Here is a 16,570-nt window from a genome sequence, read left to right as displayed (position 1 = left end):
CCGCCCGGGCCGGCTCTCTTCCCCGGGTGAAAACAGAGGTCTGTGACAGCCCGGGTGCCGACCGGCGCTAACGTGGTCCGTGCTGACAGTCGGGTCCGCGCCGGGACGGCGCCGGCCAAGGGGGCGGAGGAAGGTACACATGCAGGTCGGAGCCGTCTCTTGAGGATTCTGCATACGTCGGACTGGCACCTGGGGCGTTCCTTCCACCGAGTGAACCTCCTCGACGCCCAGGCCGCGTTCCTCGACCACCTGGTGACGACGGTGCGCGAGCGGGACGTGGACGCGGTGCTGGTGGCGGGGGACGTGTACGACCGTGCCGTGCCGCCGCTCGCCGCCGTCGAACTCTTCGACCGGGCCCTGCACCGGCTCGCCGCCGAGGGCGTTCCGACCGTCATGATCTCCGGGAACCACGACTCGGCCCGCAGGCTCGGCGTCGGCGCCGGGCTCTTCGACCGGGCCGGGATCCATCTGCGTACCGACCCGGCGGGGTGCGCCACGCCCGTCGTCCTCTCCGACGCGCACGGAGACGTGGCCCTCTACGGGCTGCCGTACCTGGAACCCGCCCTGGTGCGCGAGGAGTTCAAGACGGCCAGGGCCGGGCACGAGGCCGTCGTCGGGGCGGCGATGGAGCGGATACGCGCCGACCTCGCCGGACGGCCCGCCGGCACCCGCTCGGTCGTTCTCGCGCACGCCTTCGTCGCGGGCGGCGAACCGAGCGACAGCGAACGGGACATCACGATCGGCGGCGTGGCCTCCGTCCCCGCCGGTGTCTTCGACGGCGTCGACTACGTGGCCCTCGGGCACCTCCACGGCTGCCAGGCCATCACCGGACGCGTCCGCTACTCGGGCTCCCCGCTCGCGTACTCCTTCTCCGAGGCGGACCACCGCAAGACGATGTGGCTGATCGACCTCGGGCCCGGCGGCGAGGTCGAGGGCGAGCGGATCGACTGCCCCGTGCCCAGGCGCGTCGCCCGGATCCGCGGACGCCTGGAGGAACTCGTCGAGGACCCCGCCCTCGCGCGCCACGAGGACTCCTGGATCGAGGCGACGCTCACCGATCCCGTACGCCCCCCGGAACCCATGGCGCGGCTCAGCGCGCGCTTCCCGCACACCGTCAGCCTCGTCTTCGACCCCGAGCGGGCGCCCGAGGACCCCCTGGCGTCCTACGCCCAGCGGCTCAAGGGGCGCAACGACCAGCAGATCGCGGAGGACTTCGTGGCCCATGTGCGCGGTGGCAGCGGCCCCGACGACCGGGAGCGCACCGTGCTCCAGAGCGTCTTCGACGACGTACGCGTCGACACCGCGCTCGCGCAGGACGGTGTGCGCGGGGCCGCCCGATGAGGCTGCACACCCTGCACATCACGGCCTTCGGGCCCTTCGGCACCACTCAGGAAGTCGACTTCGACGCGCTCAGCGCCGCCGGGGTCTTCCTGCTGCACGGAGCGACCGGCGCAGGCAAGACCTCCGTCCTCGACGCCGTCTGCTACGCGCTGTACGGCGCGGTGCCGGGCGCCCGGCAGAGCCCCGGCGCCTCACTGCGCAGCGATCACGCCCCGCACGGCCTGCCGACCGAGGTGCGCCTCGAACTGACCGTGGGCGGACGGCGCCTGGAGATTACCCGGCGCCCCGCGCAGCCGCGCCCCAAGAAGAAGGGCACCGGCTTCACCACGGAGAAGGCGCAGAGCTGGCTGCGCGAGCACCGGCCCGACACCGGGTGGAAGGCGCTCAGCCGCTCCCACCAGGAGATCGGCGAGGAGATCACCCAGCTCGTCGGCATGAGCCGGGAGCAGTTCTGCCAAGTGGTGCTGTTGCCCCAAGGGGACTTCGCGCGCTTCCTGCGCGCCGACGCGGAGGCACGCGGCAAGCTCCTCGGACGGCTCTTCGACACCCGCCGCTTCGCCGCCGTCGAAGAGCGTCTCGCCGAACTGCGCCGCTCGGCGGAGCAGCAGGTGCGGGCCGGGGACGAGCGGCTGCTCGCCGTCGCGCAGCGGATGGCGCAGGCCGCGGGCGACAGCGCGGACGCGCGCGAGTGGCCGCTGCCCGACGCGCAGCCCGGCGAGCCCGGACTCGCCGAGGCCGTACGGGAATGGGCCGCGATCGCGCGCAGCGGTGCGCGTGAACGGCTCGCCGTCGCGGAGTCGGCGGTCGCCGCGGCGGAGAGCCGGCGGGCAGCGGCCCGCACCGCCCTGGAGGCCGAACGCGAACTGGCCGCCCTCCAGCAGCGTCACGCCGACGCGCGCCGGCGCGCCGACGCACTCGAAGCGCGCCGCCCCGAGTACGAGCGGCTGCGCGCGCTGCAGGACCGTGCCCGCCGGGCCGACCGCGTCGCCCCCGCCCTGTCGCTGCGCGACGACGCCGAGCGGGAGCACCGCGCGGCGAGCGCGGCCCGCGAACGCGCGCGGGCCGAACTGCCGCCGGACCTCGCCGACACCGGTGCCGAGCACCTCGCCGCACTGGAACGCGGGCTCCGCCAGGACCTCGGCGGCCTCGAAGCCGCGCGCAGGGCGGAGCGGCGCAGCGAGGAGATCGGCCGGGAGCGGGCGGCGCTGGAGCGGCAGGCCCGCGCCGACGACGAACTGCTGCGGGACGCCGCCGACTGGCTGGACGGCTGGGACACGACCCGCCGCCGCTGCCAGGAGCGCATCGAAGCGGCCCAGGACGCGGTGACCCGCGCCGAGCACCTGGCGGGCCGGCTCGAACCGGCCCGCCGCAGACTCGACGCCGCACGCCGGCGCGACGCGCTCGGCGAACAGGTCACGGCCGCCGAGGACCGGCTGCGGACGGCCCGGGAGGAGGCCGCCTCGGCCCACGAGAGGTGGCTGGACCTGAAGGAACGCCGGCTGCTGGGCATCGCGGCCGAACTGGCGGCGGGCCTGCGCGACGGTCAGGAGTGCGCGGTCTGCGGCTCGACCGAGCACCCGGCGCCCGCACGGGCGGCGGCGGACCAGGTGGACCGTACGGCGGAAGAAGCGGCGTACGCCGCCCATGCGGACGCCGAGGCGGTGCGCTCCGGGGCGGAGCGCGCGCTGGCGGCGGTGCGTGAGGACCACGCGGCGGCGCGCGCGGAGGCGGGCGGCCGCGCCGACGGCGACGGGCCGTCCGGAGCGGGGACCGCCGGCGCGGCGCCCGCACCGGCGGAAGCCCTCCGGAACGCCGGATCCGGCCACTTGCATGAGGTGAGAGTCGAAGAACTTGCCTCCCTCGTAGAGGAGTTGCGGCAGGAGCACGCCGAGGCGCACGCCATGGCCGCCGGTCTGCACGCGGCCCGTGAGGCGCTGGACCGCGCCGAGCGCGAGTACGCGGGACGCGTCGACGCGCAGCGGCAGGCCGAACGGCGTGCCGCCGCCCGCACCTCGCAGCGCGAAGCGCTCGACCGCGAACAGGCCTCCCTCGAAGCCGAACTGACCCGGGCCCGCGGCGAAGCGCGCAGTGTCGCCGAGCACGCCGCGCTGCTGGAGCGCCGTGTCCGGGTGCTCGGTGAGGCGTCCGAAGCCGTACGGGCGGTCGAGATCACCGCCCAGCGCCTCAAGGAGGCCGACGACCGGCTCGCCGACGCCGCGTTCAAAGCTGGCTTCGACACTCCGCGGGCGGCGGCCGAGGCGCTGCTCGCAGAGGCGGAGCAGCGCGGCCTCCAGCACCGGATCGACGACTGGCAGCGCGAACAGGCCGCCGTAGCGGACCGGCTGGCGGAGCCCGCGACCGCCGCGGCCGCCGCCCGGCCCCGGGCCGAACCGCAGCGCGCCCAGGCCGGGTTCGACGCCGCCGAGCGCGGGCTGCTCGACGCCGCGTCCGTCCTCGACGCCGCGAGCGATCGCTGCGCCGCTCTCGCCCGGCTGTCGCAGCAGGCCGCCGAGGAGACGCGCCGCCTCGGCCCGCTGCGCGAGCAGTACGAGCGGGTCGCGCGCCTCGCCTCGCTCACCGCCGGCACCTCCGCCGACAACGAACGCAAGATGCGCCTGGAGTCGTACGTCCTGGCCGCCCGCCTGGAGCAGGTCGCGGCCGCCGCCACCGCCCGCCTCCAGCGCATGTCCTCCGGCCGCTACACCCTCGTCCACTCCGACGCCAGAGCCGGCGGCCGGGGCCGGTCGGGGCTCGGCCTGCACGTCGTCGACGCCTGGACCGGCGTCGAACGCGACACGGCGACCCTCTCCGGCGGCGAGACGTTCTTCGCCTCGCTCGCGCTCGCGCTCGGCCTCGCCGACGTGGTCACCGACGAGGCCGGCGGCGTACGGCTCGACACCCTCTTCATCGACGAGGGCTTCGGCAGCCTCGACGACCAGACCCTGGACGAGGTCCTCGACGTACTGGACTCCCTGCGCGAACGCGACCGCAGCGTCGGCATCGTGAGCCACGTCGCGGACCTGCGGCGCCGCGTCACCACCCGGCTGGAGGTCGTCAAGGACCGGCACGGCTCCGTGGTGCGCCACCACACGGCCTTCGGTCAGCGGCTGAGCGCGCGCCGGGGCAGCGGCGAGGAGTAGACGACGCTGGTGGTGACCGAGCCGAGCGTGCCGAACCGGCCCGAGACCTCTTCCAGGTGCTTCATCGAACGGGCCGCGACCTTCATGACGAAGCAGTCGTCGCCCGTGACGTGATGTGCTTCGAGCACCTCGGTCGTCGCTTCGAGCAGGTCGTGGAACGGCTTGTAGTTGCCGTGCGGATAGCGCAGCCGTACGAACGCCAGGATGGGCATCCCCAGCTGCTCCTGCTCGACGACGGCCGTGTAGCCCGAGATCACCCCGGCCTCTTCGAGCCGCCGCACCCGCTCCGTCACGGCGCTCGCGGACATGGACACGGCGCGCGCCAGTTCGGCGAACGTGGCCCGCCCCTCGCGTTGCAGGGCTTCCAGGATGCGCCAGTCGGTGGCGTCCGGTGAATATCCGTTCATGTCCCCGAGACAACAGGGGATCCACCGGCAGATCAAGACAAGAGCCGGGGAATCTCACTTCAATCGGATGATCGTCCACCGTAGATTTCTGTCCATGACGACGACACGGCCCACCACCGCCCAGACCTCCGCCACCCGCGCGAACGCCGTTCTCCGCGTCCCGCCGGCCACCCCCGCCGCGGCCGCCGCGTACTTCGGCGCCAGCCTCGCCTTCCACACCGACCCGTTCGACGTCGCCGCGGCCCTCGCGGCGGGTGAGGACCCAGGCTTCGCCCTGATCGACCCCCGCTCCACGCAGGCATGGGAACAGGGGCACATCCCCGGCGCCCTGCACCTCCCCACGGCGGAGATCCCCGCCCGGGCGGAGCGGCTCCTGGACAAGTCCGTGCCGGTCGTCACGTACTGCTGGGGGCCCGGCTGCAACGGCGGCACTCGCGCGGCTCTCGCCCTCGCCGAACTCGGTTACCAGGTCAAGGAGATGCTCGGCGGCATCGAGTACTGGATCCGCGAGGGCTTCGAGACCGAGACGGGCAAGGGCCGGGAGCGGCGCGAGGCCGACCCGCTCACCGCGCTCGTCGCCCCCGGCAACTGCGGCTGCTGACCGGCCGGTCCGCCGTACGGCAGGGGGCCGGGGAAACCGGATGACACCGGCGGCCCGCACCACCAGGATGTGGGCCGTGCCCAAGATCCCAGGACCTTCCGCGGCCGGACTCCGCCGCGACCCCCTGCCCCTGCGCGGCCGCAGCGCCCTCGTCACCGGGGCCAGCCGCCGCGGTGGCATCGGTTACGCGGTGGCCCGCCGTCTCGCCGCCTACGGTGCGAGCGTCTACCTCCACCACCACGTACCGCACGACGCGGCGCAGCCCTGGGGCGCCGAGCCCGAAGGCCCGGAAGCGGTCGTCGCGGGGGTGCGGGAAGCGAGCGCCGACCCGGCCGCCACCGTCGCCCACGGCCCCGGTGACCTGGCGGATCCCGAGGCCCCCGCCGAACTGGTCGCCACCGCCGCCGAGGCGCTCGGCGGACGGATCGACATCCTCGTCGCCAACCACGCCCTCAGCGGCTCCGACGGCACGCTGGAGACCATCGACGCGGCCATGCTCGACGCGCACTGGGCCGTCGACACACGGTCCGTGATCCTGCTGGTCCAGGCGTACGCCCGGCTGCGCGCGACCCTGCCGCGGCGCTCGCCGGGCGGGCGGGTCGTGATGATGACCTCGGGCCAGGACATCGCGGGCGGCATGCCCGGAGAGGTCGCGTACGGCCTCGCGAAGGGCGCCCTCGCGTCCGCCACCCGTACCCTCGCCACCACGCTCGCGGACCTCGCGGTGACGGTCAACGCCGTCAACCCGGGCCCTGTCGACACGGACTACCTGAGCGGTGACGACTACGACGCGATCGCCGCGATGTTCCCCGCCGGGCGGTGGGGCATGCCGGACGATCCGGCCCGGCTCATCGCCTGGCTCGCCACGGACGAGGCCGCGTGGATCACGGGGCAGGTCATCGACTCCGAGGGCGGGTTCCGGCGCGGGTGAGCGCGTGAGCCGTCCGGGGCGACGGCGGCCGGGTGTATGGAACCGGGGAACCCGGCCGCCGTACCCGCACACCCCGGGTCGTCAGAGCTTCGACAGCTCTTCCACCAGGTCGTCGAGGCCCAGCGAGCCCTGCGACAGCGCCGCCATGTGCCACGCCTTCGCGTCGAAGGCGTCGCCGTGCGCCTTGCGGGCGTTCTCGCGGCCCAGCAGCCACGCCCGTTCGCCCAGCTTGTAGCCGATCGCCTGGCCGGGCATGGACAGGTAGCGGGTCAGCTCGCTCTCCACGAAGTCCGCGGGCCGCCCGCTGTGCATGCCGAAGAACTCCTGCGCCAGCTCAGGCGTCCAGCGCTCGCCCGGGTGGAACGGCGAGTCCGCCGGGATCTCCAGCTCCAGGTGCATGCCGATGTCGACGATGATGCGGGTGGAGCGCATCATCTGCGCGTCCAGGTAGCCGATCCTGCGCTCCGCGTCGCCGAGGAAGCCCAGCTCGTCCATCAGCCGCTCCGCGTACAGCGCCCAGCCCTCGGCGTTGGCGCTGACCATGCCGACCGACGCCTGGTAGCGGGACAGCCGGTCCGCGACGTGCACCCACTGCGCGAGCTGCAGGTGGTGCCCGGGAACACCCTCGTGGTACCAGGTCGACGCCAGGTCGTACACCGGGAAGCGGGTCTCGCCCATCGTCGGCAGCCAGGTGATGCCCGGGCGCGAGAAGTCCTCGGAGGGGGTGGTGTAGTACGGCGCCGCCGCGCCGCCGGGGGGCGCGATGCGGGACTCCACCTTCCGTACCCGCTCGGCGAGTTCGAAGTGCGTGCCGTCCAGCGCCTCGATGGCCTCGTCCATCAGGCCCTGGAGCCAGGCCCTGGTCTCCTCGACCCCCTCGATGTGCGTGCCGTGCTCGTCGAGCCAGGCCAGGGCCTCCCACGGGGTGGCCGCGCCCGGCAGGATCTTCTCCGCCTCGGTCCTCATCTCGCCGAGCAGGCGGTGGTACTCGGACCAGCCGTACGCGTACGCCTCGTCGAGGTCGAGGTCGGTGCCGTTGAAGTAGCGCGACCAGCGGGCGTACCGCTCGCGGCCCACCGTGTCGGGCGCGTCCTTCACGGCCGGGGCGTACACGTCGCGCATCCAGTCGCGCAGCGCGGCGACGGCTTCGGTGGCGCCGCGTCCCGCCGCGTCCAGTTCGGCGCGCAGCGAGCCGGGCCCCGCCGCCGCGAACTCCTCGAACCAGCCGCGTCCGGTTCCCGCCCACTCGGTCAGCTGGCCGATGAAGGTCTCCGTGGCGCGCGGGCCGCCCAGGAGCCCCCGTTCCAGACCGAGCGCGAGCGACGCCCGGTAGCCCTCCAGGGCGCCGGGCACCGCGCGCAGCCGCTCGGCCACCGCCGCCCAGTCCTCGTCGGTCCTGGTGGGCGTCACGGCGAAGACGCCGCGGATGCTGTGCGCGGGCGAGTGGATGTTGCTGACGGCGCGCAGGCTCTCGTCGGCCTCGTGCACGGCGAGTTCGGCGTTCAGCCGCTCGCGCAGCAGCCGGCCGCAGCGCCGCTCGACGTCACTGTCCGCACCGGGCCGGCCCTCCGCCCTGTCCAGCTCCGCGAGCGTGGTGCGGGCCAGCGCGGCGAGTGCCTCCTGTCCCGCGGGGGAGAAGTCCGGAAGGCGGCGGGAGCTCTCCTCGACTCCCAAGTACGTGCCGGTGATCGGGTCGAGGGCGATGAGTGCGTCGACGTACGCGTCGGCTACCTGGCGGGGGAGGAGGAGCGCGCTGCTCGAAGTGACTGACATGCGGACATCCTCGTACGGGAAAGGGCTCCGCGTCACCACTGTCCGGAGTCGACGGCATGCCACCGGCCGTTTGGTGGCAGCTTGTTGTCAGCGTCCCGCCGCGGGCGGCAGCAGGGGCCCGCAGTCCCACGCCTGGAAGATCAGCCGGGTCTCCACGCGGGCGACTTCGCGCCGTGAGGTGAACTCGTCCAGGACCAGCCGCTGCAGGTCCGCCGTGTCCGCCACCGCCACGTGGACGAGGTAGTCGTCGGGCCCGGTCAGGTGGAAGAGCGCCCGCGACTCGGGCAGCGCCCTGATGCGCTCCACGAACGGGCCGATGAGCTCGCGCCGGTGCGGGCGTACCTGCACCGAGAGCAGGGCTTCGAGACCCCGGCCGAGCTTGGCCGGGTCGAGGCGCAGCTGGTGGCCGAGGATCACACCGGAGCGGCGCAGCCGCGCCACCCGGTCCAGACAGGTCGAGGGCGCCACCCCGACCTCGGCGGCCAGATCGCGGTAGGTGGTCCGCGCGTCGTTCTGCAGAAGGCGCAGGATGTGCAGATCGACCGGGTCGAGTACGACGGATTCGGCCATGCGCCGAACGTAACACGGTCATCCATCCCTACTTCCCGGTAGCTGTTCAGAGTCATGTCATGAACACCGACGCCTCGACCACACCCCGGGCCCTGGCCACCGAAGCCGTCCACGCCGGCCGCGAAGACCTCGCGGCGCTGGGACTGCACGCCGTGCCGCTCGACCTGTCGACCACCTACCCGTCGTACGACAGCCGGGGGGAGGCGGCCAGGATCGACGAGTTCGCCGCCACCGGCGCGCGGCCCCAGGGCCCGCCCGTCTACTCACGGCTCGACAACCCGACCACCGCCCGCTTCGAGGACGCCCTGGCGCGGCTGGAGGGCGCCGGGAGCGCCGTCGCGTTCGCCAGCGGCATGGCGGCGCTCACCGCCGTACTCCTCGTACGGGCGAGCGCGGGCCTGCGCCACGTCGTCGCCGTACGGCCGCTGTACGGATGCAGCGACCACCTGCTGAACGCCGGGCTGCTCGGCACCGAGGTGACCTGGGTGGACCCGGCCGGCATCGAGGACGCGATCCGCCCCGACACCGGCCTCGTGATCGTCGAGACCCCCGCCAATCCGACCCTCGCGGAGATCGACGTCCGGGCGGTCGCGCACTCCTGCGGGTCGGTGCCGCTGCTCGTCGACAACACCTTCGCGACGCCGGTCCTCCAGCGCCCGCTGGAGGACGGCGCACGGCTCGTCCTGCACAGCGCGACCAAGTACCTGGGCGGGCACGGCGACGTACTGGGCGGGGTGGTGGCGTGCGACGAGGAGCTCGCCCGCGCGCTGCGCCAGGTGCGGTTCGCGACCGGCGGCGTACTCCATCCGCTGGCCGGATACCTGCTGCTGCGCGGGCTCTCCACACTGCCCGTACGGATGCGCGCGGCGTCGGCGTCCGCGGCCGAACTCGCCCGGCGGCTGTCCGCCGACCCGCGGGTGGCGCGGGTGCACTATCCGAAGCTCGGCGGCGCGATGGTGGCCTTCGAGGTGTACGGCGATCCGCACGCGGTGATCGGGGGCGTACGGCTCATCACGCCCGCTGTCAGCCTCGGCAGCGTGGACTCGCTCATCCAGCACCCGGCCTCCATCAGCCACCGCGTCGTGGCCGAGGGAGACCGGCGGTCCTCGGGGGTCAGCGACCGGCTGCTGCGGATGTCGGTCGGGCTCGAGGACGTGGAGGACCTGTGGCGGGACCTGTGCGAGGCCCTCAGCGCTGCCGGGGCCGCTGCGGCCGTGCGTGCGCCGGTGTCTGTGCCGGCCCCTGCGCGTGAGCGGGGTGCGGACGTACGGCCGTCGCACCCAGCCGCGCGGTGACCACGAGGGTGCCCTCCTCGATCTGGTAGTCGAGGGGCAGGCCGAGGCCGCGCATGGCCGCGACCATGCCGGTGTTGGACGACTGGGTGACGGCGTAGACGCTCTCGCAGCCCGCCTCGGCCGCGAGAGCCACCAGGCGGCCCAGCAGTTCGGAGCCGATGCCGCGCCGCTGCCACGCGTCCTCGACGAGCAGCGCCACCTCCGTCTCGTCGCCGTCCCAGAGGAGGTGGCCGAGACCGACGAGGCGGCCGGACGCCGTCGAGGCGGCGAGGGTGCGGCCGAAACGCGGGCTGAGGAGGTGGCCGAGGTAGCGGTCGGCGTCGCCCACCGGGCCGTGGTAGCGCAGGCGCAGGGTGCGGTCGCCGCAGCGGTCGTGCATGGCGCGGGCGGCTTCGAGGTCGTCGGGTCCGGCCCTGCGGACGGTGATCTCGTTGCCCTCGGGGAGGGTCAGGACCTGCTCGCCGCGCGGGATGCGCGGGCCGAGGCGGGCGTCGAGCTCCACGAGGGCGCGGGCGCGCGCGAACTCCGTCGGAGTGAAGGGCAGGTAGTGGCGCTCGACGGTGATCGCCCCGCCGGACGGATCGCGCAGCTTCATGACCGTGCCGTCGAGGACGCCTTCGACCGGAGCGGCATCACCGGTGGGCCGGCCGGTGAGGCTGGTGGCGGGCAGCGAATGGATGGTGCAGCGTCCGAGCAGCTGCCGCAGCGCCAGCGGAAGTTCCGCGGCGTCGAGCGCGGTGCGGGTGGCGAGACCGAGCACCCGGGTGGGGGCGTCGACCAGGTCGTGGGCGTCGGCCCGCTCCAGCCACGTGTCGCTGCCGCCGGCGGCGGAGACCTCCCGGCTCAGCGCGGCGGCCTGGAGGGTGGCGGGGGCGCGCAGCAGCAGCTCGTCGACGGTGCCCTCGGCGAGCGGGTGGGTCTGCAGGGTGAGGATGTCCACCTGATGGCGGGCCAGGGCGGTGCACAGCAGCGCCAGGCTGCCGGGCTCGTCCCTGACGGTGGTGCGCATCCGCCAGAGCGCGGTCTCGGAGACGGACGGCGCACCGTCACCGGCCGTACGGGGGCGGGGGCCGGGAGGGGGCGGCGGCGGGGAATGGCTGTGCCGCCGCGCCCACCAGGTGTGGAATCCGGCCGTGGCGGTCAGCACCACGGCCGAGGCCACGAGGAGGTACGGTCCGTCGGGGCCGTGCGCGATCGTGTTCGCGATCGCGTCGGCGACGGCCACGGCGGTGAACAGGGCGGCGAGTTCGACGAGGTCCCGCCGCCAGTGGTGGGCGCGGCGGGGACGCTTCGGCGACGCCGTGCCGGTCGTGTCGGTCGTATGGGGCATGCCAGTCACATCCGTCATGGCACCACTGTGACCGACTGTTGTTGCGTGATCACGAACGCTCTGTGACTGATGGGTTAAGCGTGCTTCTGGGGCTTAGTGGCCGTTTTCAGCCATGCCGGGCCCCGTGAGACGGCCCGTCCGCGTTCCCGGATCCCCTCTCCGACACCTCCGGCTACTGGCCGACGAGGCCGGGCTGCAGCACCTTGCTGAACAGCACCGTCCCGCCCTCGGCGCGCAGCCGCACCGTCAGCTCGCCGCTCCCGCCGTCGATGTCGACCTCGCCGAAGTACTGCGGGGACTCCATGGGCGACACGTTGGCGCGGGCCGGTGCCTTCACGAAGACCTGGTCCGGCCCGAAGGTGGCGTCGAGCCGGCTCGACGGGAAGCCGCCCGCGGCCAGCGGGCCGGACACGAACTCCCAGAAGGGCGCGAAGTCCTTGAACGCCGCGCGGGACGGATCGTAGTGCTGGGCGGAGGTGTAGTGCACATCCGCCGTGAGCCACACCGTGCCGGTGATACGGGCGTGCTTGATGTGGCGCAGGAGCTCCGCGATCTGGAGCTCCCTGCCCAGCGGCGCCCCGGGATCACCCTGCGCGACCGCCTCGAAGTCGGCCGGTCCGTCCGGGACGACGATTCCCAGCGGCATGTCGGAGGCGATCACCTTCCACACCGCGCGGGAGCGCGACAGCTCCTTCTTCAGCCAGGCGAGCTGCTCGGCGCCGAGGATGCCGGTCGCGTCGTCGGGCTGCCGGCCGGGGGAGTTGGCGTTGCGGTACGTCCGCATGTCGAGGACGAAGACGTCGAGCAGGGGGCCCTGCCCGACCACCCGGTAGACCCGGCCGTCGTCCTTTCCGCGCCTCCCGTCCTTTCCGCCCTCCCCGCGCGCGGGGAGCGTCGAAATCGGGAAGTACTCGCTGAACGCGCGCATCGACCGCGCCGCCAGTACGTCGATGTTCTTCTCCGTGTAGCGGGCGTCGTCGAGGATCTGGCCCGGGTACCAGTTGTTGCGCACCTCGTGATCGTCCCACTGCACGATCGAGGGCACCTGCGCGTTGAAACGGCGCACGTTCTCGTCCAGCAGGTTGTAGCGGAAGTTCCCGCGGTACTCGTCCAGGGTCTCGGCGACCTTCGACTTCTCCGGGGTGGTGATGTTCCGCCACACACGCCCGTCGGGCAGCGTCACGCTCGGCTGGATCACGCCGTCCGCGTAGACGGTGTCGCCGCTGCACAGGAAGAAGTCCGGGTCGAGGCGGCGCATCTCGTCGTAGACCCGGTAGCCGCCGATGTCCGGGTTGATGCCCCACCCCTGTCCCGCGATGTCACCCGACCACAGGAAGCGCACGCCCCCGCGCCGCTTCGCGGACGCCGTACGGAACGTTCCCCGGACCGGCTCCCCGGTGCGACGGGGATCGTCGGGATCGGCGAGGGTCACCCGGTAGTACACCTGCTCGCCCGGGGGCAGGCCCCGCAGCGGCGTCGTCCCCGTGAAGTCCGTACCGGGCCCGAGCAGGGGGCCGTGCCATCTGCGGGAGTGGCGGAAGGACTCCGTCGCGGACGTCTCCACGATCATCCGGGCCGGGCGGTCGGACCGTACCCACACCAGACCCGAAGAGGAGGTGACGTCACCCGTCTGCACGCCCCACGCGGCACGCGGCCGGCCGGAGAGCGCCTGGGCGGGCGCGGCACCCGCGCCGACGGCGGTGGCACCGACGGCGGGCAGGGCGAGCGCGGCCGAGGCGGCCAGCGAGCCGCGCAGGACGGAACGTCGGTCGGGGGACTGGCTCTGCGGTCGGTGCGGCATCGATGCGCCTCCAGTGACGGTTCGGTCGTTCTGTGGATCGGACTGCCCGCCGGAGTGTCCACCTTGCGGACACTCCGGCGTGTGAGGCCATGCCTAACGCCCGGTCACGGCAACCACACGAACCACAAGTGAACAGCCGGCCACCGTTCCCGGGAACCGGTTCGGCGCGTTCCGGGCTGTCCGGGCCCCGGCCCCACAAGGCCGCCCGGTTCCCTCCCGCAGGGCGGAGCCGGGCGTCGTCGTCGCCTGGACAGGGCGCGAACGGTCGGCTGGGATGGGGGAGTGACCGCCGACACCGCGACTGACGTCTTCGAAGAGCACCGGCCCCTTCTGACCGGAGTGGCGTACCGGATGCTCGGCCGGGTCGCCGACGCCGAGGACGTCGTGCAGGAGGCGTGGCTGCGCTGGTCCGCACAGACGCGTCACGACGTGCGCGAACCGCGCGCCTACCTGGTGCGGATCACCACCCGGCTCGCCGTCGACCGGCTGCGCCACGTACAGGCCAGGCGTGAGGCGTACGTCGGGCCGTGGCTGCCCGAGCCGCTCGTGACGGACTTCGGCGCGACCGTCGAGGACACCGCGCAGCGCGCGGTGCTCGCCGACTCCGTCTCGCTCGCGGTGCTCGTCGTTCTCGAGTCGCTCTCCCCGCTGGAGCGCGCGGTGTTCGTCCTGCGGGAGGCTTTCGGCTTCCCGTACGGAGAAATCGCCGCCACCCTGGAACGCTCGGAATCGGCCGTACGGCAGCTCTCGGGACGCGCCCGGCGGCATGTGGCGGAACGCAGGCCGCGGTTCGACGTGGACCCGGCCGAACGCCGCGACCTCACCGAACGGTTCCTCGCGGCGGCGTCGGGGGGCGACCTCGGCGCGCTGCTCGCACTGCTCGCGCCGGACGTCCGGCTCGTCGGTGACAGCGGCGGCAAGGCCAAGGCGCCGCTGCGCGTCCTGGAGAGCGCCGACAAGGTGGGGCGCTTCCTGTTCGCCGCGGCCAAGCAGCCGGTCGCCGAGAGCGAGTTCCGCTTCCTGGAGCTGAACGGCGGGCCGGCCCTGCTGGTCCTGTCCGGCTCGAAGCCCGACGCGGTCTTCCAGCTGGACGTCGCGGACGGCCTCATCCAGTGCGTCTACATCGTCCGCAACCCCGACAAGCTCACCGCGCTCGCCCCGTAGAAGCGACGCCTGTCCCGCGCCGATTGGTCTTGACCAAGGGGGGCCACGGACTTATGGTCGCAGAGTTAGTGCAGGAACCTTTAATAAACAAGGGCGCGGAAACTCGCCGGGGACAGGCTGATTGCGGAGGATCAGGGTGGGGACCACGCAGCTCGAAACGGTGCCGGAGCCGAAGTACTGGCACCTCAAGACCGTGCTCAGCGAGGCACTCGACTCCGATTTCGCGGTCGGGGAGATCCTGCCCAACGAGCGTGAACTCGCCTCGCGCTTCGGCGTCGCGCGCGCCACGCTCCGCCAGGCCCTCGAACAGCTCGAGCTGGAAGGCCGCCTGCAGCGCCGTCGCGGCGTGGGCACCACGGTCGCCCCGCCGCGCGTGGGTGTGGACGTCGGCACCTCGCGGCACGGATGGCCGGGCGCGGCCGGCGACGCCTGGCAGCCGGTCGACTGCACGAGCGCCGTGCCCCCCGTCGCGGTGGCCCGCATGCTCGACGAGGACTTCGACGCCGAGGACGAGGTGCACATGGTGCGCCGGATCCGGGTGACGAACGGCCAGCCGGTCGCAGCCGAACTGCTGTACGTACCGGACGCGTCCGTACCGGATCTCGCGGCCATCGAAGCACCCTCGGGCGCGGCCCGCGCGCGCAGTGTGCTCCGGGAGCTGCAGCGCCTCGCGATGGACGGCCAGGACCGTGCCGTCGAGCTCGGTTCGGCCCGCGCGGACGACGCGAAGGAACTCGACCGGCTGCCCGGCGCGCCCGTCCTCGTCGTCACCACGCGTTACTTCGCCGAGGGCAGGACCGCCGCGGTCTCCGTGGCCACCTACCGGGCGGACACCTGCCGGCTCACCTTCGGCGACTCGGGCGACGTGGAGATAAGCCACCACACGCAGGAGCGCAGGGCCTCCTGATCCCGCCCGCCCTACGGCACTTGGAGTGCTTGCGGTACGGCCCGTCGCGACTCAGCGGCGGGCCGTCGCCGTTCCCTCGACGGCGAAGAGCTGTTCCTCGACATGGTCGAGGGCCAGGCGCAGCGCACCGGTCGCCACCGCCGCCTCACCGAGCAGTGACAGCGCCACCCGCGGCGGACGCAGGCAGTAGCGCGCCAACTCACCGCGCAGCGGCTCCAGTACACCGTCGATGCCGGCCGCCCACCCGCCGACCACGACCAGCTCGGGGTCGAGGGCCAGGACCAGCGCCGCCACGTCGTGCACCAGCCGCTGGATGAACCTCTCGACGGCCTCCTGCGCCCCCGGGTCGCCCTGTCGGGCGCGCCGGAAGACCGTGGCCACCGCCTGCTCGTCCAGCGGGAGCAGCGGCTCGTCCGTCGTCGACAGCAGCGTCTCCGGCGTGACCTCGCGGCCCAGCAGGTGCAGCGCTCCGATCTCGCCGGCCGCGCCCCCGTAGCCGCGGTGCAGCCGGCCGCCGATCAGTGAACCCGCGCCGGGGCTCAGTCCGGCCAGGACGAACACGATGTCGTCGGAGTCGACGGCGGCGCCCTTCCAGTGCTCGGCGACCGCCGCCGCGTTGGCGTCGTTCTCCACCAGTACGGGGCAGCGGAAGGAACGGCGGAGCCGCTCACCGAGGGGCAGCCCGGTCCACTCCGGGAGGGCCGTGCCCAGCCGTACGGTTCCGTCGGCCTCCACGATGCCGGGTGAGCCGACGCCGACGGCGCGCAGCGAGCTGCGGGCGACTCCGGCGCGGCGCAGTACGTCGGCGACCATGGCGCGTACCCGGTCGAGCCGCTCGTCCGCCGAGGCGGTCTCGGACACCTCGCGGGAGCCCGCGCCGATGACACGGCCGTCGAGGCCGGACAGCAGGGCGGCGATGCGGTGCGGGCCGATCTCGACGCCCAGCAAGTGCCCCGCCTCGGCCCGGAACCGGAACCTCCGCGCGGGCCGCCCCTGCCGCCGCGCCTCGCCGTCCTCGGCCGGGGCCTCGACGACGAGCCCGGTCTCCATGAGCCCTTCGACCACACCCTCGACCGTCGGCCGGGAGAGGCCCGTGATGCGGGTCAGGTCGGTGAGGGTGGGGGAGCCGGCGCCCCGCAGAGCGTGCAGCACCACGGCGGAATTGATCCGCCGCAGCAGTGAGGGATCTCCGCCGGTCAGCCGCCCCACGGTGTGTCCTCCCAGCTCGCGCGCTTGTTCTGGCGGATCGTACTCGCTGGTCGGGGGAGCGGCGAGGGCGGTCCGGCGGTGTGCGGCCTCCGCGGCGCCCC

At 73.6% G+C, this 16,570-nt stretch carries 13 protein-coding genes; 7 read left to right on the top strand and 6 right to left on the bottom strand.

Annotated elements, in window-relative coordinates:
* The first annotated feature begins 159 nt into the window (after positions 1-159).
* On the top strand, positions 160-1,341 hold the full coding sequence (locus tag ACWD0Y_RS23890) for an exonuclease SbcCD subunit D (protein WP_450262357.1): 1,182 nt from the start codon (positions 160-162) through the stop codon (positions 1,339-1,341).
* A complete protein-coding gene (locus ACWD0Y_RS23885) occupies positions 1,338-4,481 on the top strand; it encodes an AAA family ATPase (protein ID WP_450262356.1) in 3,144 nt (1,047 codons plus the stop codon). Before ACWD0Y_RS23890 ends, ACWD0Y_RS23885 begins: the two co-directional genes overlap by 4 nt.
* On the opposite strand, the gene ACWD0Y_RS23880 is transcribed toward ACWD0Y_RS23885, so the two are convergent.
* Positions 4,442-4,888: an Lrp/AsnC family transcriptional regulator gene (locus ACWD0Y_RS23880; RefSeq protein WP_450262355.1), complete on the bottom strand. Its 447-nt coding sequence runs from the start codon at positions 4,886-4,888 to the stop codon at positions 4,442-4,444. The two genes, ACWD0Y_RS23885 and ACWD0Y_RS23880, sit on opposite strands and share 40 nt — an antisense overlap.
* Before the next feature lie 94 nt (positions 4,889-4,982).
* Between ACWD0Y_RS23880 and ACWD0Y_RS23875 the strand changes: the two genes are divergently transcribed.
* Together ACWD0Y_RS23875 and ACWD0Y_RS23870 are read left to right on the top strand one after the other, a co-directional pair.
* Positions 4,983-5,489: a rhodanese-like domain-containing protein gene (locus tag ACWD0Y_RS23875; protein ID WP_450262354.1), complete on the top strand. Its 507-nt coding sequence runs from the start codon at positions 4,983-4,985 to the stop codon at positions 5,487-5,489.
* A 67-nt stretch (positions 5,490-5,556) separates the two neighbouring features.
* Complete coding sequence (locus ACWD0Y_RS23870) at positions 5,557-6,420, top strand: SDR family oxidoreductase (protein WP_450262370.1); 864 nt, start codon at positions 5,557-5,559, stop codon at positions 6,418-6,420.
* A gap of 81 nt (positions 6,421-6,501) precedes the next feature.
* On the opposite strand, the gene ACWD0Y_RS23865 is transcribed toward ACWD0Y_RS23870, so the two are convergent.
* Positions 6,502-8,193 carry a DUF885 domain-containing protein gene (locus ACWD0Y_RS23865; protein WP_450262353.1) on the bottom strand — a complete coding sequence of 564 codons (1,692 nt, stop codon included), beginning with the start codon at positions 8,191-8,193 and terminating at the stop codon, positions 6,502-6,504.
* A gap of 87 nt (positions 8,194-8,280) precedes the next feature.
* Positions 8,281-8,763 (bottom strand): Lrp/AsnC family transcriptional regulator, encoded by a 483-nt coding sequence (locus ACWD0Y_RS23860; protein WP_450262352.1) that lies wholly within the window; start codon positions 8,761-8,763, stop codon positions 8,281-8,283.
* A 59-nt stretch (positions 8,764-8,822) separates the two neighbouring features.
* On the opposite strand from ACWD0Y_RS23860, the gene ACWD0Y_RS23855 reads away from it, so the two are divergent.
* Positions 8,823-10,058 carry a trans-sulfuration enzyme family protein gene (locus ACWD0Y_RS23855; protein ID WP_450262351.1) on the top strand — a complete coding sequence of 412 codons (1,236 nt, stop codon included), beginning with the start codon at positions 8,823-8,825 and terminating at the stop codon, positions 10,056-10,058.
* Here ACWD0Y_RS23855 and ACWD0Y_RS23850 read toward each other — a convergent pair.
* Both ACWD0Y_RS23850 and ACWD0Y_RS23845 read right to left on the bottom strand, forming a co-directional pair.
* On the bottom strand, positions 9,952-11,406 hold the full coding sequence (locus tag ACWD0Y_RS23850) for a GNAT family N-acetyltransferase (protein WP_450262350.1): 1,455 nt from the start codon (positions 11,404-11,406) through the stop codon (positions 9,952-9,954). The genes ACWD0Y_RS23855 and ACWD0Y_RS23850 overlap by 107 nt on opposite strands.
* Positions 11,407-11,560: 154 nt before the next feature.
* Positions 11,561-13,189 (bottom strand): alkaline phosphatase D family protein, encoded by a 1,629-nt coding sequence (locus ACWD0Y_RS23845; protein ID WP_450262349.1) that lies wholly within the window; start codon positions 13,187-13,189, stop codon positions 11,561-11,563.
* Positions 13,190-13,471: 282 nt separating this feature from the next.
* Here ACWD0Y_RS23845 and ACWD0Y_RS23840 point away from each other — a divergent pair, with 282 nt between their 5' ends.
* A complete protein-coding gene (locus ACWD0Y_RS23840; RefSeq protein WP_450262348.1) occupies positions 13,472-14,353 on the top strand; it encodes an RNA polymerase sigma-70 factor in 882 nt (293 codons plus the stop codon).
* A 136-nt stretch (positions 14,354-14,489) separates the two neighbouring features.
* On the top strand, positions 14,490-15,260 hold the full coding sequence (locus ACWD0Y_RS23835; protein WP_450262347.1) for a GntR family transcriptional regulator: 771 nt from the start codon (positions 14,490-14,492) through the stop codon (positions 15,258-15,260).
* Between the two features lie 51 nt (positions 15,261-15,311).
* Here the strand turns inward: ACWD0Y_RS23835 and ACWD0Y_RS23830 are convergent, their stop codons facing one another.
* Complete coding sequence (locus ACWD0Y_RS23830; RefSeq protein WP_450262346.1) at positions 15,312-16,469, bottom strand: ROK family transcriptional regulator; 1,158 nt, start codon at positions 16,467-16,469, stop codon at positions 15,312-15,314.
* Between the last annotated feature and the right edge of the window lie 101 nt (positions 16,470-16,570).

The sequence above is a fragment of the Streptomyces altiplanensis genome (assembly GCF_053591575.1).
Note: the sequence above shows the minus strand (reverse complement) of the source record. Positions and strands in the feature narration are given on the sequence as shown.